20 protein-coding genes and 3 pseudogenes are annotated in these 19,849 nt (G+C 62.5%); 13 read left to right on the top strand and 10 right to left on the bottom strand.

All coding sequences use genetic code 11. The annotated features are described in order from the left end of the window. Nucleotides 1-8: 8 nt before the first annotated feature. The 4 genes from trbF to AC2S2E_RS04620 all read left to right on the top strand — a co-directional run bounded on the left by trbF (nt 9) and on the right by AC2S2E_RS04620 (nt 3,269). Entirely contained in the window at nt 9-692 is a 684-nt protein-coding gene (gene trbF / locus AC2S2E_RS04605; protein ID WP_486523902.1) for a conjugal transfer protein TrbF, read from the top strand. Further along, on the top strand, nt 689-1,732 hold the full coding sequence (gene trbG / locus AC2S2E_RS04610) for a P-type conjugative transfer protein TrbG (RefSeq protein WP_486523903.1): 1,044 nt from the start codon (nt 689-691) through the stop codon (nt 1,730-1,732). Before trbF ends, trbG begins: the two co-directional genes overlap by 4 nt. Nucleotides 1,733-1,818: 86 nt before the next feature. Beyond that, on the top strand, nt 1,819-3,045 hold the full coding sequence (locus AC2S2E_RS04615; protein ID WP_486524553.1) for a TraB/TrbI/VirB10 family type IV secretion system protein: 1,227 nt from the start codon (nt 1,819-1,821) through the stop codon (nt 3,043-3,045). Next, complete coding sequence (locus AC2S2E_RS04620; protein ID WP_486523904.1) at nt 3,042-3,269, top strand: DUF2274 domain-containing protein; 228 nt, start codon at nt 3,042-3,044, stop codon at nt 3,267-3,269. Before AC2S2E_RS04615 ends, AC2S2E_RS04620 begins: the two co-directional genes overlap by 4 nt. 96 nt (nt 3,270-3,365) lie before the next feature. Here AC2S2E_RS04620 and AC2S2E_RS04625 read toward each other — a convergent pair whose 3' ends face one another. From AC2S2E_RS04625 to AC2S2E_RS04640, 4 genes are all read right to left on the bottom strand, one after another. After that, nucleotides 3,366-3,551, bottom strand: coding sequence for a hypothetical protein (locus tag AC2S2E_RS04625; RefSeq protein ID WP_486524660.1), 186 nt, complete (start codon nt 3,549-3,551; stop codon nt 3,366-3,368). Beyond that, the gene (locus AC2S2E_RS04630; protein WP_486523905.1) at nt 3,548-3,880 is read right to left on the bottom strand and encodes a hypothetical protein; all 333 of its coding nucleotides are present in this window, start codon (nt 3,878-3,880) and stop codon (nt 3,548-3,550) included. Before AC2S2E_RS04630 ends, AC2S2E_RS04625 begins: the two co-directional genes overlap by 4 nt. A gap of 337 nt (nt 3,881-4,217) precedes the next feature. Then, on the bottom strand, nt 4,218-4,355 hold the full coding sequence (locus AC2S2E_RS04635; protein WP_486523906.1) for a hypothetical protein: 138 nt from the start codon (nt 4,353-4,355) through the stop codon (nt 4,218-4,220). A gap of 15 nt (nt 4,356-4,370) precedes the next feature. Continuing rightward, complete coding sequence (locus AC2S2E_RS04640) at nt 4,371-5,762, bottom strand: hypothetical protein (RefSeq protein WP_486523907.1); 1,392 nt, start codon at nt 5,760-5,762, stop codon at nt 4,371-4,373. A gap of 243 nt (nt 5,763-6,005) precedes the next feature. Between AC2S2E_RS04640 and AC2S2E_RS04645 the strand changes: the two genes are divergently transcribed. Next, complete coding sequence (locus AC2S2E_RS04645) at nt 6,006-7,274, top strand: AAA family ATPase (protein WP_486523908.1); 1,269 nt, start codon at nt 6,006-6,008, stop codon at nt 7,272-7,274. Further along, entirely contained in the window at nt 7,274-7,951 is a 678-nt protein-coding gene (locus AC2S2E_RS04650; RefSeq protein ID WP_486523909.1) for an RloB family protein, read from the top strand. Before AC2S2E_RS04645 ends, AC2S2E_RS04650 begins: the two co-directional genes overlap by 1 nt. A 92-nt stretch (nt 7,952-8,043) precedes the next feature. Here AC2S2E_RS04650 and AC2S2E_RS04655 read toward each other — a convergent pair whose 3' ends face one another. Both AC2S2E_RS04655 and AC2S2E_RS04660 read right to left on the bottom strand, forming a co-directional pair. Further along, on the bottom strand, nt 8,044-8,655 hold the full coding sequence (locus AC2S2E_RS04655; protein ID WP_486523910.1) for an SOS response-associated peptidase family protein: 612 nt from the start codon (nt 8,653-8,655) through the stop codon (nt 8,044-8,046). A 180-nt stretch (nt 8,656-8,835) separates the two neighbouring features. Further along, nucleotides 8,836-9,807 (bottom strand): GlxA family transcriptional regulator, encoded by a 972-nt coding sequence (locus AC2S2E_RS04660; protein WP_486523911.1) that lies wholly within the window; start codon nt 9,805-9,807, stop codon nt 8,836-8,838. An 80-nt stretch (nt 9,808-9,887) separates the two neighbouring features. Here AC2S2E_RS04660 and AC2S2E_RS04665 point away from each other — a divergent pair, with 80 nt between their 5' ends. Then, nucleotides 9,888-10,580 (top strand): DJ-1/PfpI family protein, encoded by a 693-nt coding sequence (locus tag AC2S2E_RS04665; RefSeq protein ID WP_486523912.1) that lies wholly within the window; start codon nt 9,888-9,890, stop codon nt 10,578-10,580. Beyond that, a pseudogene (locus AC2S2E_RS04670) lies at nt 10,577-11,040 on the top strand (nuclear transport factor 2 family protein). The gene AC2S2E_RS04665 and the pseudogene AC2S2E_RS04670 overlap by 4 nt, the downstream one beginning before the upstream one ends. On the opposite strand, the gene AC2S2E_RS04675 reads toward AC2S2E_RS04670, so the two are convergent. After that, the gene (locus AC2S2E_RS04675; RefSeq protein ID WP_486523913.1) at nt 10,943-11,473 is read right to left on the bottom strand and encodes a GIY-YIG nuclease family protein; all 531 of its coding nucleotides are present in this window, start codon (nt 11,471-11,473) and stop codon (nt 10,943-10,945) included. The pseudogene AC2S2E_RS04670 and the gene AC2S2E_RS04675 overlap by 98 nt on opposite strands. A gap of 192 nt (nt 11,474-11,665) precedes the next feature. On the opposite strand from AC2S2E_RS04675, the gene AC2S2E_RS04680 reads away from it, so the two are divergent. The 5 genes from AC2S2E_RS04680 to AC2S2E_RS04700 all read left to right on the top strand — a co-directional run bounded on the left by AC2S2E_RS04680 (nt 11,666) and on the right by AC2S2E_RS04700 (nt 17,212). Continuing rightward, nucleotides 11,666-12,205, top strand: coding sequence for a hypothetical protein (locus AC2S2E_RS04680; protein WP_486523914.1), 540 nt, complete (start codon nt 11,666-11,668; stop codon nt 12,203-12,205). Nucleotides 12,206-12,312: 107 nt separating this feature from the next. Next, on the top strand, nt 12,313-13,545 hold the full coding sequence (locus tag AC2S2E_RS04685) for a CsgG/HfaB family protein (RefSeq protein ID WP_486523915.1): 1,233 nt from the start codon (nt 12,313-12,315) through the stop codon (nt 13,543-13,545). Nucleotides 13,546-13,660: 115 nt separating this feature from the next. Beyond that, entirely contained in the window at nt 13,661-16,549 is a 2,889-nt protein-coding gene (locus AC2S2E_RS04690) for a beta strand repeat-containing protein (protein ID WP_486523916.1), read from the top strand. 103 nt (nt 16,550-16,652) lie between these two features. Then, the gene (locus tag AC2S2E_RS04695; protein ID WP_486523917.1) at nt 16,653-16,859 is read left to right on the top strand and encodes a hypothetical protein; all 207 of its coding nucleotides are present in this window, start codon (nt 16,653-16,655) and stop codon (nt 16,857-16,859) included. A 59-nt stretch (nt 16,860-16,918) separates the two neighbouring features. After that, complete coding sequence (locus AC2S2E_RS04700) at nt 16,919-17,212, top strand: hypothetical protein (RefSeq protein ID WP_486523919.1); 294 nt, start codon at nt 16,919-16,921, stop codon at nt 17,210-17,212. A gap of 100 nt (nt 17,213-17,312) precedes the next feature. Here AC2S2E_RS04700 and AC2S2E_RS04705 read toward each other — a convergent pair. The 3 genes and pseudogenes from AC2S2E_RS04705 to AC2S2E_RS04715 form a co-directional block, all read right to left on the bottom strand. Beyond that, a pseudogene (locus AC2S2E_RS04705) lies at nt 17,313-17,498 on the bottom strand (IS3 family transposase); the annotation flags it as partial. A gap of 16 nt (nt 17,499-17,514) precedes the next feature. Beyond that, nucleotides 17,515-18,573, bottom strand: a complete 1,059-nt coding sequence (locus AC2S2E_RS04710) for an IS110 family RNA-guided transposase (protein ID WP_486522625.1) — start codon at nt 18,571-18,573, stop codon at nt 17,515-17,517. A gap of 192 nt (nt 18,574-18,765) precedes the next feature. Then, a pseudogene (locus tag AC2S2E_RS04715) lies at nt 18,766-19,706 on the bottom strand (IS3 family transposase); the annotation flags it as partial. Nucleotides 19,707-19,849: the final 143 nt, after the last annotated feature.

The raw sequence follows: 19,849 nt of genomic DNA on the forward strand, positions 1-19,849 counted from the left end.
GAGAAACCATGTTCCAGAGATCCTCCATTCGCTACGGGCATGCGCCCGAACCCGTCACCCCCTATCAGCGGGCCGCGCAGGTCTGGGATGACCGCATCGGCTCGGCGCGCGTCCAGGCGAAAAACTGGCGGCTTGCTTTCTTCGGCTGCCTTGCCCTGTCGGGTGGCCTGGCCGGAGGCCTTATCTGGCAGTCCGCGCGCGGAACCATCACGCCCTGGGTTGTCCAGGTGGACAAGCTCGGCGAAGCGCAGGCAGTTGCGCCCGCGGATTCCGGTTACAAGCCGAGCGATCCACAGGTTGCGTTTCATCTCGCGCGTTTCATCGAGAATGTCCGCTCGATCCCGGCCGATCCGATCGTGCTGCGCCAGAACTGGCTGCGCGCCTATGATTTCGCCGCCGACAAGGGCGCCGCGGCGCTCAACGATTATGCCCGCAATAACGACCCCTTTGCCCAGATCGGCAAGGCAACCGTCGCGGTCGACGTGTCGAGCGTGGTGCGCGCCTCGCCCGATTCCTTCCGCGTCGAATGGACCGAACGCACCTACCGCGATGGCACGCTCGCCGAGAGCACCCGCTGGTCAGCGATTCTCACCACCACCATCGACACGCCTCGCACGCCCGACGCCCTGCGCAAAAATCCGCTCGGGCTGTTCGTCACCGCTTTCAACTGGTCGAAGGAAATCAACCCATGACCCTCCTGCTTCATCGCCGCTGGCATCAGTGCCGGCTTCTTCTGGTCGGTCTGCTGACCACGTCTGCCTTGCTGGCCAGCCCGGTCGAGGCGCGCAGCCACAAGCCCGCACGAGCGGACAACGCTGCCGAGGCGGTCCCCGCACCGCAGCCGACCGCCCCGGCGCAGATCGTCGCCATGCCGACACCGCTGCCGCTTCCCGGCCAGTTGAAGCCGCTCGATGCACCGCGCAAGGTGGCCGAAGCCCGCGATCCGCGCCTGCGCGTTGGTCGGGCCAATGCCTCGGCGCGGGTACAGCCCGAACATGCCGCCTGGCTCAACGCCATTCAGCAATACGCCTATGCCGATGGCGCGCTCTATCAGGTCTATGCCGCGCCGGGGCAGATCACCGATATCGCGCTTCAGGATGGCGAGGAACTGGTGGGCAATGGCCCGGTGGCCGCTGGCGATACGGTGCGCTGGATTATCGGCGATACGATCAGCGGCGGCAGTGGTGCGGGAAGCGGTTCGGGATCGGGCAAGCGGGTGCATATCCTCGTCAAGCCGACGCGCGGTGACATCGCCACCAACCTCGTCATCAACACTGATCGCCGCACCTATCATCTCGAACTGCGCGCAACGCCCGCGACCTATATGGCGGCGGTGTCCTGGACCTATCCGGCTGACAGCCTGATCGCCTTGCGCGGCGCGCGGGCCGAGCAGCAGCGCATGATGCCGGTTGCTGACGGGATCGACATGGCCGCGCTCAATTTCCACTATCGCATCGACGGCGACAAGCCCGCCTGGCGGCCTGCCCATGTCTTCGATGACGGGCGGCAGGTGTTCATCGAATTTCCCGAAAGCATCGCCGCCGGCGATATGCCGCCACTGTTCGTCACCGGCGCCGATGGCACGGCCGAACTGGTCAATTATCGCGTACAGGGGCGCACTATGGTGGTCGACCGGCTGTTTGGTGCCGCTGAACTGCGTCTGGGCACGAAGAAGGCCATGGCGGTGGTGCGGATCACCCGAGAGGGTGCGCAGAAGGGCAAGCGCTCGTGAGCGGGTCGGAAAGAGAAGGCGAAGCTGGTCTTGCGCCTGCGCCGCTTGCAGAGGGCCTTGCCCATGGGCGGCAAGCTGAGGAAGCTGTGCCCGTTGCCGATCCTGCCGCTGGATCGCCGCGTTCCAGCAAGCCGGAGGATTTTCGGCTGGGACCGCCACCGCCCAAGGTCATGCGGCTGTCGCGCAAGGCGCTTGCGAGCATCGGCCTTGTGGCAGGTCTCGGTATCGGCGGTGCGCTGCTCTACGCCTTGCAGCCCGCGCATCAGGCCCCGGCGACCAATCTCATCGACACCAGCCATACCGCGAAATCCGAAGTGGTGACGGGGGCCGCTGCCACCTATGACAAGGCGCCAAGGCTGGGACCAGCCATGCCGGGTGACCTGGGTGGACCGATCCTCTCGGCGCAACGCAGCGGGCAAGTCGTGCCGGTTCCCGCGATGGGCGCCGCGAATGGCGCGATGAACGATCCGCGCATAATCGCTGCCGAGCAGGCGCATGAGCGGCTCAGCCAGGAACGCGCGGCGGCCTTGGGCAGTCGGCTGTTCCAGGGCGGTAGCGTTCAGCAAACCTCGACTGGCAAGGCTGGCTCGACCACGGCACCGCCATCGACTGCCATTGCCGATGCTTCCGGTACGGGCGCCAGCGGCAAGGATGCCAGCACTTCTGGTCAGGCGGCGAAGCGGGCCTTCTTGGCCGTTCCCAACAACCGCACCACCGTCAGCGCCGAGCGTATCACCGAGGCCGCATCGCCCAATGTGGTGCAGGCGGGCAGCATCATTCCCGCTGCACTCATCACCGGCATCCGTTCCGATCTGCCGGGGCAGATCACCGCGCAGGTGACGCAGAATGTCTATGACAGCCCCACGGGCCGCATTCTGTTGATCCCGCAAGGCTCCCGGTTGATCGGCGAATATGACAGCCAGGTCACCGCCGGGCAGACCCGCGTGTTGCTCGCCTGGGATCGGCTGATCCTGCCCGGTGGCCGCTCGATCCTGCTTGACCGTCAGCCCGGCGGCGATGCCCTTGGTTATGCAGGCTTGCAGGACAAGGTGAACTACCACTGGGGCAACATGCTGCGCGCCGCAGCGATTTCGACGATGCTCGGTGTTGGCACCCAGATGGCGACCGACAACAATGATCCGCTGGTGCAGGCGCTGCGCTACGGCACGCAGGACACCATCAACCAGGTCGGCAAGCAACTCGTCCAGCGCGAAATCAACGTCGCGCCCACGCTGACCGTCCGGCCGGGCTATCCGCTCAGGGTCATTCTGACGCGCGATCTGGTAATTGAGACGGCGGGAGGGGAGCGATGAGCAAGCTGCGCCTGGGGCCGATCATTGAAGAAAAGCCCGTCAGGCTGACCATCGAACTGCCAGGGGCGCTGTTCAGGCAGCTGGCGAGCTATGCCGAAGCCCATGCCCAGGCAACAGGTCTCGGCAAGCCACTCCCCGCTGAGCGATTGATTCCGCCAATCGTGGAAAAGTTCATAGCCTCAGATCGCGGCTTCACTCGTACCAGACGGGCTTCTGAAGCCTGATCTCTGGACCCTATTCTATGTGGAGTGCTCATCCTTGTTACAGATTTGGCATCGAATGCGCGGTGGCAAGGACACGGATCAAGCGGTCGAAACCTGTCATGGATCGAACTGGTTGTTGATGGGATCTTCCGGATCGAGACATTGAAGGGCATGGCCGATGTGCATTGCGGCGAGCAATTCGTCAGCCTTTTCCAATCGCTCACGAAGATCGACCAGCGTTTTCATGGCACGCAGGCGCTCATCAAATGTCATGTCACAGGTGATACGGTGCATGGCGATCACTCGGAAGGATGGCGAGCGCCAACAATCGCTTTGGAATTCACTGTTTTGCCCTTCTGGTTGATGGTCACGGTTCCCTGCAACGGCGGTTTGCCCAAAAAACTGACGGTACAGCTGTTCATGCCCGCGGGACAGGTTGCGGTATATCCGCCAATCGAGGTGTTGCAGGCCGCCTGGATCTGATCGACTTCAAGCCCGTTGATGTCAGCGATCGGTCCCTTGATGACGCAATAGTCGCCAGCGACGTTTCCAGCCTTCTGGCGTGCGTCGGCAGAAGCGGAAGCAAGCAGCGCCGAGGCCGCGAATGCGGTGACAATAAAATGGAAATACACAGACCTTCCCCCTGAGTCTCGACAGCTTGTAACATACGCGCATCAAGCCATGAGTGGAACATGGCGCCCAGAATGCCCGCCAATATCCCGCCGCCTTGGCGACGTGGTGAGGACGTGCCTGCTCGGAAAGTGCGAGCGGCGTGTCGGCACGATTATTGGCTTTGCGTGTCGCTGCCTGGCACCCGTCTCGATCGCCTGCCGACCGGCGGAAAGCATTGCTCCGACCGGACGTTCGATCCCTATAGAAATGCTCAATCGCGGAGTTCTCCACCCGACCATACCTCTCCCTTGCGCTCCAGATACGAGGAATCGTTCAAGATGCTCAGACTGAAGCGGATTATTCCGCCATTGTGGCGCCTGCTTCTCGCTCCTGTGCCTTTCTTGACCATGGATCGTCGATACCGATTCGTTCCGCTTCTTCCAGCAGGTAGTTTAGATAGTCGTCGAGCGTGTCGGGCGGATGTCCGGCGGCCACGTAACGCGACCTCAGTCATGCCCAAGCCCGTTTGGGATTTCCGGCCTTCTTCAGGCAATCCTGATAGGCCGAACGGGCAGAAATGGCGCGATTGTGATGGGACCAATAATCGTCAATTGCCGGTTTGCGCCCAAGACTGGCCCTGGCGTGGTCTGTGGCTCGTTCCCAGTCGATATCGTGGGGAGCATTGGCGCTGGCTATCTGTCGCATGTCGGAAATCTGGAACTGGATGTCGTTGCGCGACAATTCCGCGTTCCGCTGTTTGAGCATGGGCATGATGTTGGCACAGTCGCCGCAAATCAGCACAATCTCGTGACGGTCGATCCTTTCGATTTCGTGGTCGTCTTCATCATAGCCTTCTTCAAAGATGAACTCGGTGTGCCGGTAAAGACGGCCTGACCATCTGCTTTTGCCCTTTTTGGAACGACGTAGAATATGCAATCGGGTTCGCTCACAGGCTGGACAACGCCAATCCTCCGCTATGGCACGCCAGAGATCGGGAGCGCCGCTGCCATCGTGGTTGCGTATATCATCATGGCTCGGACAGTCAGGAGCGGTCTGACTTTCTTTCTTGCCACTCGATCCTGTGCCTTTGCGTGAAACTGAACGCCGCAAGAAAGCATCGACATCTCCCGAGATCGACTGATAGTTATCCCATGCGCCATGAATGGCGGAGCTGTGCAAATAGTACGGCATGTCCAAGGGACTGGCAGACGAGGGCGGGGGTAAATTGCCAGGTTCCTGTGGCAATTGCCCTGAAGCGATGATCCCGGCAAACTGGTCGAGCAGCCTCAAGCGGTGATCGAAATCGGCTTTGACGCTCTCATATATGCTCAGAGCAGCGTCGAAATTGATCCCATGCGCCATATTGGGAGCAGGTGTGATGAAGGCTGCGATTTCGCTGGCGCTGAAACTGAAGCTGCGATGGATCCGTATTTTGCGCGCCTTTACGTTGCCATCGGCGGCATTACAGTCCGAACAGATGAGGACGGGGGCGAAGCGCGCGAGCAATCTGGCGATCGGTTCCTCTATATGTTTGACCATTGGCGAGATATGATGAATCCAGTCACTGGCTACATCTTTGCGCAGCCGCAATTTCAGCGCATCGCTCAAATGGTCATGATGAATGTCCAGATGCGCGAGCAGCACGCCATTGTCCGACAGTCGAAAAAGATCCACCTTTGACCTTGAGCAGCCAGGGCAGGTCCAGTCCGGTGGGACTGAGGCCCAGTTTTCGTTGAGATCGAGGCGATCCGTCCCATGCCGCAGAAGAGCGGCTTTGGAAGGACCGGACCACGCCCCATCCCGCCCTGGAAACAGGGCCTCCAGCCTTGCCTCTTCACAATGCTCAAGGCGCGGCACACGAAAGGCAATGTCCAGCCACTGATCGTCGTCTGTGCGTGTCATTGCCCGGTCTCAGCCCCCGTTTCCGCGTCCATCATACAGATTGAACATATGGAGAACAATACGCGTATTTCGAGGCGGTCGGTGGGCACTTGCCTCTGCCCTATGGGAGACTCTGATTACCCCCGTTGTGTCAGCCCACGCTCGACCTCGTGGGCAAGTACGGTGATGTCAAGATAAATATCTTGATTTTTCGCGGGTAAAGTGCAATAAATGCCATCATTTTTAGATTTGTGGAGGAATCATATGCTCGTGGAGTTTCGGGTCGGAAACTTCCGCTCGCTGCGGGATGAGCAGGTTCTCAGCATGGTGGCGTCCAAGGACAAGAGCCTGTCGGACAGCAACACCGTGGCCACCGACGTGTCGGCTGTGCCTTCGCTCCTGCGCAGCGCGGTCATTTATGGTGCGAATGCCAGCGGCAAATCGAATATCATCAAGGCCATGCAGTATATGCGGGGGGTCGTGCTGGAATCTGCCAGCCTGATCCAACCCGGACAGACTTTTGGAGTACAGCCTTTCCGGCTCGATCCGGCGTCCCTTCACGAGCCCATTTCTTTCGAGATCACGTTCCTGCTGGATGGGGTGCGCCACCAGTATGGTTTCGCCATGACTGCGGAACGGATCGTTCGGGAGCACCTGCTGGTCTACAAGGCGTTCAAGCCGCAGCGCTGGTTCGAGCGGCGACATGACGCGGCTTCGGGCAAGGACGTCTATGAGTTCGGGGCCGGGCTCAAGGGGCCGAAGAATGTGTGGGAGATGGCGACACGCTCCAATGCCCTGTTCCTTTCTATGGCGGCACAGCTCAACAGCGAGGCGATCCGCCCGATCTTTGACTGGTTCGCAAAGGAACTGCTGATTTTCAACGATCAGTCACAGCTTGCGCCGCAGGCAGCGTTGCAGCGCCTCAAGGATGAAACGCGCCGCCGCGAAATCTGCGACTTCCTTGGCTCGGCCGACATCAGCATCGCCGACATTGAAGTCCTGACCAACCGCGTGCCCGGTCAATCGGTTCATATCGACGTCGCGGCGGGGCGGACCGAAATCCGGCAGGAGGAGATCGAGGAAAACACATTCCTCTTTCGCCATGTGACGGATAATGGCGAGGCCGTGTTCGATCTCATGGATGAGTCGAATGGAACGCGCATCCTGCTGTTCCTGAGTGCTCCGGTGCTTGACGTCCTCGCCAACGGGCAGATCCTCATTGTCGATGAACTCGACACCAGCCTGCACACGCTGCTTGTGCGCGAGCTCGTGCGCCTTTTCCATTCGCCCCAGAGCAATCCGCATGGTGCGCAGCTCATCTTCACCACGCATGACACCTCGCTGCTCGATGCCGATGGTCTGTTCCGGCGTGATCAGGTCTGGCTGGTTGAAAAGGATGCTCACCAGGCTTCCGCCCTGGTCCCCCTTTCCGAATTCAGTCCGCGCAAGAATGAAGCGCTGGAGCGTGGCTATCTGATCGGGCGCTATGGTGGCATTCCGTTCCTTCCTTCCGCTCTTGGCGCGAGGCATTGATGGCCCGCGACAATTCACCAAGGGAACGACAGCGACGGGATCTCGAACGCAAGCGTGCCAGCCGCGCCAGTTATGACCGCGTGCTGATCGTGACCGAAGGCACGAAGACGGAACCGAACTATTTCAAGGAAATTCGCAACGCTTTCCGTCTCCAGACCGCCAATGTCTGCATTCACCCTAGTGCTCTGGGCACATCGCCGCTCAATGTGGTCGAACACGCGCGCGACCTTTTCTGCAACGGTGATCCCCATCGACGGATTGTAGCGCGGGCGTTCGACCGCATTTATGCCGTGTTCGACCGGGACAGCCACGACAGCTACCTGGCCGCGCTGCAACGTGCCGAGGCGCTGGATGGTACGTTGAAAAACGATGCCCGGCAACGCGTGCCGTTCAACGCGGTCGCTTCGGTGCCCAATTTCGAGCTTTGGCTGTTGCTGCATTATCAGGATGTTCTTGCGCCGATCCACCGGGACGATGCTCTGGCCCGTTTACGCCAGCACCTGCCTGCCTATGAAAAGGGCGCCATGGACACCTTCGCCATAACCCGCGCCCTGCTGCCGCAAGCGATGGCGCGCGCGACCCATCTCGCTGGACGCTTTTCCGCTTATGACGAGCCCGAACCGTATACGGGCGTTGCGGAACTGGTCGATTTCCTGGTCAAGCTGCGCCTGGTCTGACAGGCTGTGCTCGCTCTACCGGTACCAGTCTCGATCGCCTCGACCGGTGGTAAGTTTTGCGCCGACCGGACCTCCGATCCCCATGGGAATGCTTAATCGCGGAGTTCTCCACTCGACCATGCCTCACTCGTGCGCTCCAGATACCAGGCATCGTCTGGATAGTCGTGATAGATCGCTGCTTCCGATGCGTTGGCAAGCCAGGTGTCATGCCCGTCTGGCAGTAGCCAGGGTTGATGCGGACTGACGCGGCTGATCAGAGCGTTCGAGGGGATCAGTACTCCGGCGCAGCCGACCTGCGTGCCGGTTCGAGACCATACGCCTGCCCAGGCACAAAGCGGCTCATCCCACAGACCAGCCCAACTCCGGGTTCGCTTTCCGGATGGACCATCAGGATAGGCGAAGGCTTCGATGACGATCAGGCATCGTTCGAGATGCTCAGGCTGAATGAGATCTCCGTCCCTTTTGGCAAGATGCCGCGAGAAAATGCCGGTACGCTGCGCCTTTGGCCTTGCTTGCGCGAAGCTGTTTTCGGGAAGACCCCATGGCACGGTGCGCAACCTGCGCCCATCTCCATCGGCGGTTACGATGAGCACGGTCTCCCCTGGCCAGATGGTCGGGCGCCAGTTGAGGCCTGGATCGGCATTTGCGGCAAAAAGGTTGGCGATTTCGGAAACAGCGCCCCGGCAGCGCAGGAGATTGGTCATGGCGCGGACCTTTCGAAACGAAGCAGATGTGCTTCGAGGCAACGGCAATCGCAGTTCCCGAAGCCTGCAAGTGGAACGCGAAACGCTCCGGTGGCGCGCATTCCGAACCGTCAGGCTCGGGAAAGCGTCGCATGGCGCCGCAACATTGGACAGATGATTGATATATCTGTCAATCGGCGTTCAAGGGGACAGGAGAATACCCCTCTCGCCCCCTCTCGCGATCCGGCGCATGGCTTGCGGGGGCTGCCCAAAGGCGCGCAGGAAGGCGCGGCGCATGCGTTCGGGATCGTGGAAACCCAGCGTCGCGGCGATCTGTTCGATGGGGAGCGCGCTATTCTCCACGCGCTCGCGGGCGACCTCCAGCCGCAATCGCTCGACCGCTCTGGCAGGGCTCAGCCCCATGGCGTGAGTGAAGGCGCGCGAGAAATTGCGCGGGCTCATCGCCATGTGCGCGGCCAGCGTTTCAACGGTCAACCGCTGGTCGAGATGGGCGCGCATCCAGTCGAGCAGGGAAGCGAAGGGCGTGCCATCGCCGCCCAGTTCCGCCAGCGCGGAAAATTGGGATTGTCCCCCCGGTCGCCGGTAATAGACCACCATTTCCTGCGCCACCCGCCGCGCCAGCGCCTCGCCCATATCCCCGGCGATCAGCGCAAGCGACAGATCGATGCCCGCCGTGATTCCCGCCGAAGTCCAGATGTGCCCGTCATGGATATGGATGCGATCCGGTTCGACATTTACTTTGGGGAACAGCCGGGCCAGCAAACGGGCGCGGCGCCAGTGGGTCGTGGCACGTCTCCCGTCCAGCATGCCCGCCGCTGCCAGTAGGAATGCGCCCGAACACACGCTGCACAACCGTCTGACATCGCTCGCCGCATCGCGCAGGAATGCGACGGCATCGTCCTTGCGCATGGCTGTGCGGCTGCCATGGCCACCGACAACGATCAGGGTGTCGAGCGCCGGGGCTTGGGCAGCGGCGATGGTTTCCAGCGTGACGCCCGAGGAACTGCGCACCGGGCCACCACTGATCGACAGTAGGGTAAGCTGATAGGCATCGCCGCCCATTCTCCCGGCGATCTCGAAGCTGGTGATCGGGCCGCAAGCATCGAGGATCTGGAAATCCTCATAAAGATAGAGGCCGATGGCGCGGGGCATGGCCTGAAATGAGGGATCAATGTCATTTCGTCAAGCTGCGGCACGGATCATGGTGGAAGTCTACCTGCAAGGAGGCCCTGATGACCGACCAGCCTTTCCGTATCGTCTTCGCTGTGTTCCCCGGCATGACCCAGCTCGATTTTACCGGCCCGCACCAGTTCCTCTCACGCCTGCCGGGTAGTGAGACGCTGGTGGCCAGCCGCGATGGTGGCGAAGTGACCGCCGATGGGCTGGTGTTCGCCCATACCGCACGCCTTGCTGCCATCACCGCCTGTGACCTGCTGTGTGTGCCCGGCGGAGTGGCCGCCACGCAAGTTGCGCTGGACGAGGATTTCGTTGGCGAGGTGCGCCGGTTGGGGCTGGGCGCGCGCTATGTCACCTCGGTCTGTACCGGCTCGTTGATCCTCGGCGCGGCAGGATTACTGCGAGGGCGACGTGCGGCCTGCCACTGGGCCTGGCGTCATCTTCTGCCGCTGTTCGGCGCCACGCCGGATGCGGGACGGGTGGTTCGCGACGGCGCGCTCATCACGGGCGGCGGCGTGACGGCGGGCATTGATTTCGCCCTGACGGTGCTGGCCGAGATCGGCGGGGATGATCTGGCTCAGGCGCTGCAACTTGGGCTGGAATATGCGCCTGCACCGCCCTTCGACGCGGGTACGCCCACAACCGTCTCGCTGGAGATTCTGGCCGCCTACAATCAGCGTATGGCCGCTATCCTGCCATTGCGCGAGGCTGAAGCGAGAGAGGCCGCGAGCCGCTTGGTGGTGCGATGATCCGCCCGCCTGTGCCGCCATTTACCGCTGAAACCGCCGCTCAAAAGGCACGGCTTGCCGAAGACGCGTGGAACAGCCGCGATCCTGAACGCGTGGCGCTGGCCTACACACCCGATAGTCTGTGGCGGAACCGGTCAGATTTCCTCCATGGCCGGGAGGCATTGTCGTCTTCCTTACCCGCAAATGGGAGCACGAGCGGGATTATCGACTGATCAAGGAAGTCTGGGCTTTCCGCGGAAACCGCATCGCGGTGCGCTTCGCCTATGAATGGCATGATGCGGCAGGTCAGTGGTTTCGCGCCTATGGCAATGAAAACTGGGAATTCGACGAGGCCGGGTTGATGCGCCGTCGCATCGCCAGCATCAACGATCTGCCGATTGCGGCGAAAGACCGCCTGCTTCATTGGCCGCCGGGGCGCCGACCCGATCACCATGCCGTGCTGACGGAACTGGGCCTCTGAAGCGCAGGAGATGAGTGGAACATCGTCGGCAATCGCTGCTCCCGAAGCCCGCCAGCGGAACGGAAAACGCTCCGGTGGCGCGCAGCCTGGCGATGATCGCGCATTCCGAACCGTCAGGCTCGACGAAAACGTCGCATGTCGCCGCGGCATTGGTCAGGTGGTCGATATGCCAATGCGGGCGCTTGTCGCGGCGCTGGTGGTGACGCACGCGCGCCGCGATCCCGCCCGATCCGCGTGCGTTGCCAGCATAGACATACCAGCCCGTATCAAAGCTGATGTCGGCGGCGCGCCACGGAAAGGAGATGGGAGCGTCCAGCCGAAGCAGGAGCGCATAGGCGCCCTTGATCACTGGCTTGTCGCCGGTCTCGGTCTCGATGAGGCCAATCCCCAGCACCGCGCCCATATGATCGAGCAGTTCGGTGCGGCCCGTCATCCTTTCGCCTCTATTGCCGACAGCCGATTCGCCACCGGGCATTTATAGCGGCAAGATGCCGACTACGCTGCTCCCTGTCTTTCTGCGCCAGCCTGCTACGCCTGCCGATAGCTGTTGTAACCCCTGACTTTGTGCGTTTCTTGATCGACCCCGAAGGCCAGGCGCCGTGCCTGGCACAAGGGGATGACTCTCATGACACCACGGATTTGGGGCGCAGGCCGGCTGCTGATCGCGCTGGTTTCGGTGCTTGCACTGACCACGCCCGTCAGCGCCAACAACGTTGGCGAGAATGGCGCCTGGCAGTTCCGTACCAGCGCCGACCGCGCCAATCTCGCCGCCGTCCTCGATGTGATGACGAAGAAGCAGTCGGGCGCTTATGCCTCGCCCACTTACATCACCTCGACGACCATCGAACATCAATACAACTGCGGCGTGACCGCAAGCGCGGTGGGGAATTCCGGCACGCAGACTGCGCTGGCCAACTCCCCCACCGTCACCGGGGCCAGCGCCAACGCCACGGGCAGCTCCAGCACCAGTACGCTTGAGGGCGCAGGCACCAGTTCGACCGGCCAGAGCAACAGCGGTGCGGTGTCCTCCGGGATCAGCGGGGGTACCGACGCTTCGATCTCGGGTAGTCCGAGCCAGGCGCTTAACTCCACCCAGACCAATTCCGGTGCCCAGACCGCGAGCGTGACGGGCTCGACGGGCTGCACCTTCGGGGCGCTCAACTGATGGCCGCTGGGGCAAACATCGGCCGGGGATGGGCCGGGAAAGTGCGTTGGCTCAAGGGCAGCGTGGCATTGCCGTTGCTGGCTCTGGCCCTGCCAGGCTGTGCGAGCATGGCGCAGCACCGTATCGCAGTCGGCGAGGAACCCATCGTGGTCGGCCCGCCGGTGCGCGACAATCGCACGCCGATGGATGGCGCGCTGGCCTGTTTCGCGGGCTGGCTATCACAACGTCCCGGCAAGCCTCTGGTCATCGCGGTCGGCGATGTGCGCGACTACACCGGCAAATATTCGGTCAACGAAGGCAATGCCATCACCCAGGGCGGGGCGCTGATGGTCGCCTCGGCGCTCGGCAAGCTGCGCGGCGGCGTGCGCATCGCCGAACGCTTCGATCCCACCATTGGCGAACGGGAACTCGCCTATACCGACAAACGCCAGCTCGGCGATGGCGCGGTGCATGACCTTGCTGGTTCCTCCGGCAAGCAGGTGGTGCCCTGGCTGCCCTATTACGGCGGCAGCATAGCGGCGTCCGACTATTACATCGTTGGCGGCATCACCGAGGTCAATTACGACATCCGCTCGGGCGGGCTGGAGGCCGGGGTCAATTCGGTCGGTCCCAAGGCGCGAACCTACACTGAATCCGTCGCCATCGATTTGAGGATCGTCGATACCCGCTCGCTGCTGGTGGTGAAGGCGATCAGCCTCACCAAGCAATTCACCGGCTATGAGAACGGTTTCGGCATCTTCCGCTTCTTTGGCTCCGACCTGTTCGATGTGAACATCGGCGCCAAGGGGCAGGAACCGTTGCAGCTCGGTATCCGCACCGCGCTGGAGGAAGCCACGATGCGCCTTGTTGGCGCGGTGGCACGCGTCGATCCGGTGCCGTGCATGAGCCAGGCGAGTTGGTCGGCGCCTGTGCCGCCGGAAGCGGCAACCTTGCATGGCGATAGCGGAGTGGCCGGGAAGCCGGGGACCGGGAATGGGGCCGTCTTCAACAGTCCGCTCGGTGCGGCCGGCGATGCGACAACCGATGGTGCCTTCATCCTGTTCGAGGTTGGCTCCGAAGACCTGACCGGGGAGGCCGCAGCTGCGTTGGATCGGATCGCGGCGCAAGCGGGGCATGGCGGGCTGACGATCACCTTGCTGGCCCGCGACACCGAAACCCTCGATCCCGGCAAGCGGCAGGCACTGACCGACCGGCGCATCGCTGCGCTTACAGCAGCGCTTGGCAAACGCGGGATCGCCAGCGGTGCGATCGCCGTCTCCTGGCGCCCCGATCCTACCGATCCGTCCATCCAGCACGAGGGCGCGGGACTTCAGCGCCTCGCGCGCCTGCGGATCGGCTGAACCGGCCACCCTTCCAACCCGAACCGAGGGAGGCGCCCGCCCGCACCAAAGCCCTGAGATTCACGCACTGCCCACCTGTTCTTCCGCCCCACTCTTTTTGCAAAGGATCTGTTCCATGTCCCGGATTGCCCCTGTTTCTGCGGCCTTGCGTCGTCGTTTGTTCCTCGGCGGTGCGCTGACCGCGCTCACCGCTTCCTTCACCGCCATGCCCGCTCTGGCCGCCCCCACACCCGGCGTGCAGGCGAGCGGCGCGCAGGTGATCGCCAGCGATCAGAGCCAAACCAACACCACCATTTCTGCAAGTGCGGCCAATACCCTGATCGAGGCGGACGGTTCCGCCAGTGCCTCCAACATCAAGGTCACCGGCAATACGATTGGCGCTTCGACGCAAGCCAACAAGGCCACCACCAGCCTGACGCCTGATGCCTTGGACCTGTCCAGTGTGGCGCAGGCGACCAGCCTTCAGACCGGATACAGTGGCACGGTGGCCAGTGCGACGACCCTGCTCGCCACGCGGCAGGCTGCCGATGAGGTCTCCGTGTCGGGCACAGTCAAGGGCGATACGACGGGCGCCCATATCGGCGCTGTCCTCGGCGATGTGTCGGGCAGCAATGCCGCTGTCACGGACAATACGCAGCAGGCGGTTGCTCTCGCCAACAATACGGGCAACACGCTCACCCTCAGCGGCGTGACCGCCAGCACCGGGGCCGGGATCGTCAGCGACCAGTCCGCAACCGGCAATTCCACGGTTTCGGCCGACCAGATCGGCACCATCCGCCTCAAGGCCGCCAGCCTGACGGGAAGCGATCTCACGCTCTCGGGCAATCTGGAACGCGCCATCGGCTATGGCAGCAGCGCCAGCAACACGCTGTCTGTCGATGGGACCGCGTTGGGCGTCACGCCGGGCAGCGGCACGCCGTCCACCGTCGCCGCCTATGCCGCCAATCCCACGGTGAATACGGATCTGGCGGTGCTGTCGGATCAGCGCCTCGCAGGCACCGTCGAAGCCACCGACACGGGCGGTTTCAACCTGCGCATCTATGGTCCGGCAAGCGATGCAAGCCTCACCAACGATGCCAACACGCTGGTCGCCGCAGGCTATGGCAACCAGTCGGCGAATGGGCTGACCTTGACGGCTCCGACCATCACCACGTCTGCGGGCGGGGCCGTTGCCAATGTCACCAATGTCCAGCAGGTCGCCGCCACGCCGGTCAGCGCCACCAGCCAATATGGCGCGCGGATCATCATCGACGGCAGCGCCAGCGGGGTGAACGCGACGGCGCAGGACAATGCGGTGACGGCGCTCGCCACCGGCAATCAGGCCGATGGCAATCTTCTTACCGTCTCTGCCGCTTCGATCACCGCTGGCAATGGCGGTCCCGGCTTGCCGCCTGTCGCCACGGCGGTCGTCGCCGATGACGGGGCCATGAGCGTGACCGCGCCGTTCAGCGTCCAGAACGACCAGTTGAACCAGGGCGCGATCACCGCGACCTTCGATCATGCCATGTTGCCGATCTCGGTGGGGGGTGACATCACCAACTCCGCACTGACCGTGAGCGGAAACAGCGGGACCGCGAGCGCTACCGGCAACAGCGCCGTTAACGGACTGACCCTCGATAGCACCAGCCTGGCGACGGGCGCCGATCTCAACAGCCTCCAGAGCGGGCAGGGCACGATCAAGGCCCTGATCGGGACGGTGGGCGATCCCGGTGGCGTGACCATCTCCGGCGCGGGCGGGCTGACGGGTTCCTCGCTGGCCATCACCGGCAACAGCCTTGCCGCCAGCGCGGTCGAGGACAGCGCCACCAACAGCATGGTGATTTCCGGCGTGACGCTGACCAATGCCACGGGCCACACCGATGCCGAGGCCGGGGCGACCGACGCTGGCATGGGCGCGGCGGCAGATTATGCGCTGGCCAATACCCAGAAGATCAAGGGCGGCTATCAACTTCCGGTCGGCGTGACTTCGGATGTGGAAGGCAGCTTCGGGATCGCGGTGGGCGGTGATGTCAGGAATGCGGCACTGACCGTCGAGAACAACAGCCAGACGGCGTCGGCGCTGGGCAATGGGGCGACCAACAGCCTCACTGTCACCGCGACCAGCCTTGGCGGCAATGGCGCGCGCTCGCCCGGATCGGCACTGTCCTCCTGGCAGGCAGGCCAGACCGATGTGGCCGCCACCTCGACCATGCAGCTTGGTGTTCCGGCATCGGCCAGCGATTCCTCGCTCACCGTTTCCGGGAACAGCAATGTCGCCAACGCGCGCATGAATGCGGCTACCAATACGCTGGCGGTCAACACCGTGAGCGCCGGTTTCCTTGGTGGCAGTGATGCGTCGGTGCAGGGCGAGGCTGGCTCGCTGGCCGTGGCCAGCGGCAGCCATGTTCTTGCCAACAATCAGGTTGCCGATGGTAGCGTGACGGCAACGGCGCTGACCGGTGCGTTGCCCAGCGATCCGGCGGGCACGCTGACCAATACCAGCTACACGGTCAGCGGGAACACCACCACCGCCTTTGCGCAAGGCAATGGCGCCAGCAACAGCATGTCGGTCAGCGGCACGGCTGCCGATGATTGCACGCCCAATCTGGCGCTGATCACCACTGGCGCGCTTAACAGTGCATCGGGACAGGCGGTGTTGGCCAATGTTCAGATGAATGCTGGGGCGGTGACTGCGATCAGCAGCGGCTCGCTGGCTTCGTTGGGAGCGAGCGGCACGGCGATCAACGGTAGCAGCCTGGCCGTGGGCAGCAACAGCCTCACCGCCACCGCCTATGGCAACAACGCCGCCAACACCGTCACGCTGGCCTCGTCCGGTAATCTGCCGAGTGCGGGCATTGCCAATGTCCAGACCAACAGCGGCGCGATCACCGCTCAGGTCACCAATGCCGCCTATACCATCGGCGGGGGGACGGCGAATGCGGCTCGCCTCTCACTGACCGGCAACACGATGAGCGCCTCGGCCGTCGGTAATCTGGCGACGAGCACGATCACCGCCGCGCGCTGAACAGCGTGGGACCAACGCCGTAGCCCCCGGCGTCCACGCGGGCCGTCACGCTTCCCCCGGCGTGGCGGCCCACCCGTGAAAGGGATTTGATGGGAGATAGGCCATGCCGACATATTGGGAAGACTGGAAGCCGATGGACAGCGCGCCGTCAGGTGTCCGCATCCTGCTCGCGTGGGATCACTGCGACGAAGAAGGCTATGACTGGGCCTGCGAGTTCGGTACGCTCGAAGAAGGCCTCTGGATCGATGGTCCGGGCGCACAGCCCGACTGGTGGATGCACGGCCCACCGCCGCCGAGGTCCATCGGTTAGCCGGACATGGGGGATCAATTGTGCCTGAGGATCGCTGGACGGGCAGGGAGCGGCGGGAGATGGAATGGCTCGCCATATCCATGGTCGAGACCTGCTTTCGCAATTCCGGCCTTGAGGATCTTCACGCGGGCACATTTCCCGGTTCTGAAACGGGCGACTACAGCGATGTCAAGGTGGTGACGCCTTTTGGCGAAATCCCCTGGACGGACCTGTCGCGCATCTCCGACGAGGAAATGAAGGCGCTGATGATCGAGGTGGTGAACCGGGTCTTCACCTACCTGGCATACCCTGAGGAACTCGGACGCCTTGCGGGGCCGCCCGCTGGGATCGGCCGGACTTCGATCCCCGGCTGATGGAAGTCGTGCGGCGCAGGCGTGACGCTGGTGGTAATGGTGGGGGGTGAACGCTGCACAGTTTGGACTTGTAACGGTTTTGCGCCGGTCACCTATCTCATTATGCCACCTTGGCTTCGAAAGCGATCGGGCTGATACCGCCCAGATATGAATGACGCCTGCGGGTGTTGTAGAACCCGTTGATGTACTGGAAGATTGCGGCTTCGGCCTGACGCCGTGTCGGCCATTTCTGCCGCCAGATCAGTTCAGCCTTCAGCGATTTGAAAAACGTTTCGACAGAGGCGTTGAGGCTCCTATATTTGTCAAGCATCTGCCGAGGCTGTTTCCGGGCGACACAGGTGAGTGAAAATTTCGCGGACTATGTAGCGTTTGAGGCAGCGGATGATCTCGCGGTTGCTTTTGCCGTCCTTCTTACGTTTGCTGACATAAGCGAGAGTTGGCGGATGGTTGCGCATCCGTACGATCGCGACACGATAGAGCGCGGCATTGGCTTGCCGACTGCCGCCGCGATTAAGCCGGAAGCGGTTGGTTTTGCCACTCGACGCCGGGATTGGACAAACGCCGCAGAGCTTGGCGAGCGCGGATTCGGAACGGATCCGGTTAGGATCGTCGCCGACCAGGATGAGCATCTCTGCCGCTGTCATCGTGGCGATTCCGTGCGCTGCGATCAATGTCGGCGCGCGGGCGACGACGAGTTGTTCGAGCGCCTTGTCATGCGCCTGGATTTCATCGTGCAGCGCGAGCCAGCGTCGCGCTAGGGCGCGCATAGCGGCTTTGGCCGACGCGGTGGTCGAGGTGAGTGCACCTGGCCTGAACGCGGCGATATGCCGGATCAGTGCGATTTTGCCGCTGATCTGATCAAGACCGTCGCGAAGCGACGCGGGCGCATTGATGATCAAGGTTTTCAGCGTCACCATGGCCTGTGACCGGCTTTTGACGGCCGTGTCGCGAGCGATCTTAAGGTGCCGGATCATCTCGACCGACCCGCTGTGGGTTTTGGGTTCGGCGATCGCTTGCCCGGCTAGCACGGAACGGGCTGCTCCCTCGGCATCCAAGCTGTCAGTTTTGCCGTGCTGATAGCGCAGCTGTCGATTGGGTCGCGTTACCTCGACGACCTTGTGCCCTTGGGCAAGGAGGTGACGCGACAAGCCAGCACCATATGATCCCGTTCCTTCGATACCAAAGGCTGTGATCGCGCCGATCGCACACGCCCAGTCTTCGAGCGCAATATAGCCTTTGGTTGTCGCCGGAGCCGAGAAGGCTGCCAGGCGGCTGCCTTTGGTATCGATTGCCACAGCGACATGCGTGGCCTTGTGCGTATCGACGCCGATGATTACGGCGTTGGTCGTTATGTCGCTCATGTCCTGTCCTCTCTGCGCGGTGCCCGGGCACCGCACAGAGAGGACAGGACTGTGAAGGGGCGAACCCGTCAGGCTCCTATAAAGTCACATCTCGCCCGTTGCCGGGGCGACCTGATGGCCGACACGTCAACGCAATGACACGCGGTCAATCGTAGCATGGGTCAGACCATCAGGCCGCAGCAGGTTATCACAGTCGTAACAATTTCCTTTGCCGCTCATCGATGGCCGCAGGCCGTAAGCCTGAAGCTTTTTCTGATAGGCATAGGAACAATATTGGCTGCCTCGATCAGAGTGGAAGATGCAGCCTGGCGGCGGGTTGCGGAGGCGCACCGCCATGTCCAGCGCCCTAATCGCCAAGTCCTTCTTCATCCGGTCGCTGACTGCCCAGCCCACAACGCGGCGGCTATGCAGATCGAGGATGACGGCGAGGTACAGCCAGCCTTCAGACGTCCAGATATAGGTGATGTCACCCGCCCACTTCTGGTTGGGTGCAGCAGCGACAAAATCGCCATCCAGCCAGTTGGCGGCAACACCCAGGCGATGATGGCTATCGGTGGTCACCTTGTGCCTGCGGGTGCGAACGGGCCGAATACCGTTGATCTTCATTAGCCTGCCAACGCGGCGCTCACCGACATCGAGGCCCGCCTCTTTGAGCTCCATCGTCATGCGAGGACGACCGTAGCTGCCAAGGCTCAGGCGATACTGTTCCCGGATATGGGCCAGAACCTTCATATCCGTGCGCGCACGCTGGCTGATCGGTCGCGTGCGCCATGAGCGATAGCCGCGCGGACTGACACGCATCACCCGGCAGATCGTCTCCACCGGCCAGACATGGCGCCAGCTCTCCACGAACGCGAACCTCACGGCCGTTGGCTCGCGAAGAACTGCGTGGCCTTTTTTAGGATATCCCTCTCCTCCTTGAGCACGCGGTTCTCAAGGCGGAGCCGTTCGTTCTCACGTGCCAGGTCTACCTGTGGCGCTGCGGTCAGGTCTGTTGGCCGATAATGCGCAATCCACTTGCCCAGCGTCGACTTGCCGATCCCCAAATCGGCAGCCACCCGCTCACGCGATAGCCCACTGGTCAGCGCAATGCGCACCGCTTCCTGCTTGAACTCTTCTGAATGCTTGATCATCTCGTCGGTCTCCTCTTGCGAGCTTAAAACGCTCAGGTGACCGGCGCAAAACCGTTACAAGTCCAGTTCACCATCTACGGCTTTGTGGGCGAGGTGAGATCGAGCCGCTCAACGACTGTTTCCTGGGAAGCTGCCTTGTGCAG

The sequence above is a fragment of the Novosphingobium sp. 550D genome (genome assembly GCF_057401885.1).

Coding starts and splice junctions, on each gene's coding strand:
- AC2S2E_RS04680 (WP_486523914.1), top strand. CDS start 11,666: ATGACACCACGGATTTGGGGCGCAGGCCGGCTGCTGATCGCGCTGGTT.
- AC2S2E_RS04685 (WP_486523915.1), top strand. CDS start 12,313: ATGGCGCAGCACCGTATCGCAGTCGGCGAGGAACCCATCGTGGTCGGC.
- AC2S2E_RS04695 (WP_486523917.1), top strand. CDS start 16,653: ATGCCGACATATTGGGAAGACTGGAAGCCGATGGACAGCGCGCCGTCA.
- AC2S2E_RS04710 (WP_486522625.1), bottom strand. CDS start 18,573: ATGAGCGACATAACGACCAACGCCGTAATCATCGGCGTCGATACGCAC.
- AC2S2E_RS04655 (WP_486523910.1), bottom strand. CDS start 8,655: ATGACCAATCTCCTGCGCTGCCGGGGCGCTGTTTCCGAAATCGCCAAC.
- AC2S2E_RS04700 (WP_486523919.1), top strand. CDS start 16,919: ATGGAATGGCTCGCCATATCCATGGTCGAGACCTGCTTTCGCAATTCC.
- AC2S2E_RS04660 (WP_486523911.1), bottom strand. CDS start 9,807: ATGCCCCGCGCCATCGGCCTCTATCTTTATGAGGATTTCCAGATCCTC.
- AC2S2E_RS04645 (WP_486523908.1), top strand. CDS start 6,006: ATGCTCGTGGAGTTTCGGGTCGGAAACTTCCGCTCGCTGCGGGATGAG.
- trbG (WP_486523903.1), top strand. CDS start 689: ATGACCCTCCTGCTTCATCGCCGCTGGCATCAGTGCCGGCTTCTTCTG.
- AC2S2E_RS04675 (WP_486523913.1), bottom strand. CDS start 11,473: ATGACGGGCCGCACCGAACTGCTCGATCATATGGGCGCGGTGCTGGGG.
- AC2S2E_RS04665 (WP_486523912.1), top strand. CDS start 9,888: ATGACCGACCAGCCTTTCCGTATCGTCTTCGCTGTGTTCCCCGGCATG.
- AC2S2E_RS04620 (WP_486523904.1), top strand. CDS start 3,042: ATGAGCAAGCTGCGCCTGGGGCCGATCATTGAAGAAAAGCCCGTCAGG.
- trbF (WP_486523902.1), top strand. CDS start 9: ATGTTCCAGAGATCCTCCATTCGCTACGGGCATGCGCCCGAACCCGTC.
- AC2S2E_RS04650 (WP_486523909.1), top strand. CDS start 7,274: ATGGCCCGCGACAATTCACCAAGGGAACGACAGCGACGGGATCTCGAA.
- AC2S2E_RS04690 (WP_486523916.1), top strand. CDS start 13,661: ATGTCCCGGATTGCCCCTGTTTCTGCGGCCTTGCGTCGTCGTTTGTTC.
- AC2S2E_RS04640 (WP_486523907.1), bottom strand. CDS start 5,762: ATGACACGCACAGACGACGATCAGTGGCTGGACATTGCCTTTCGTGTG.